Annotated in this window: 1 rRNA gene (only partly in view); it reads left to right on the top strand. The window is 57.1% G+C overall.

Annotated elements, in window-relative coordinates:
• Positions 1-1,191: ribosomal RNA gene (locus ABZZ74_RS53610) — 23S ribosomal RNA — on the top strand; its annotated part runs 1,275 nt beyond the window's last position; the annotation flags it as partial.

Here is a 1,191-nt window from a genome sequence, read left to right on the forward strand (position 1 = left end):
TTTGAGTAGCACGCTCAAGACCCGAAGCGGAGTGATCTAGCCATGGGCAGGTTGAAGCGGAGGTAAGACTTCGTGGAGGACCGAACCCACCAGGGTTGAAAACCTGGGGGATGACCTGTGGTTAGGGGTGAAAGGCCAATCAAACTCCGTGATAGCTGGTTCTCCCCGAAATGCATTTAGGTGCAGCGTCGTGTGTTTCTTGCCGGAGGTAGAGCACTGGATAGGCGATGGGCCCTACCGGGTTACTGACCTTAGCCAAACTCCGAATGCCGGTAAGTGAGAGCGCGGCAGTGAGACTGTGGGGGATAAGCTCCATGGTCGAGAGGGAAACAGCCCAGAGCATCGACTAAGGCCCCTAAGCGTACGCTAAGTGGGAAAGGATGTGGAGTCGCAGAGACAACCAGGAGGTTGGCTTAGAAGCAGCCACCCTTGAAAGAGTGCGTAATAGCTCACTGGTCTAGTGATTCCGCGCCGACAATGTAGCGGGGCTCAAGCGTACCGCCGAAGTCGTGTCATTGCAGCAATACTCCCAACGGAGGCTGTGATGGGTAGGGGAGCGTCGTCTGCCGGGTGAAGCAGCCGTGTAAGCGAGTTGTGGACGGTTGACGAGTGAGAATGCAGGCATGAGTAGCGATTCACACGTGGGAAACGTGTGCGCCGATTGACTAAGGGTTCCTGGGTCAAGCTGATCTGCCCAGGGTAAGTCGGGACCTAAGGCGAGGCCGACAGGCGTAGTCGATGGATAACCGGTTGATATTCCGGTACCCGCTGTGAAGCGTCAAACATCGAACCTTCTGATGCTAAGGCCGTGAAGCCGCCCCGGAGCCTTCGGGCAAAGGGGAGTGGTGGAGCCGCCGGACCAAGGTGGTAGTAGGTGAGTGATGGGGTGACGCAGGAAGGTAGTCCATCCCGGGCGGTGGTTGTCCCGGGGTAAGGGTGTAGGCCGGTGTGTAGGTAAATCCGCACACCTTGTGGCTGAGACCTGATGCCGAGCCGATTGTGGTGAAGTGGATGATCCTATGCTGTCGAGAAAAGCCTCTAGCGAGTTTCATGGCGGCCCGTACCCTAAACCGACTCAGGTGGTCTGGTAGAGAATACCGAGGCGTTCGGGTGAACTATGGTTAAGGAACTCGGCAAAATGCCCCCGTAACTTCGGGAGAAGGGGGGCCACGCCTGGTGATCCGTTTTACA

This window comes from Streptomyces sp. NPDC006476 (assembly GCF_040612015.1).
GTDB classification, from domain to species: domain Bacteria; phylum Actinomycetota; class Actinomycetes; order Streptomycetales; family Streptomycetaceae; genus Streptomyces; species Streptomyces griseorubiginosus_B.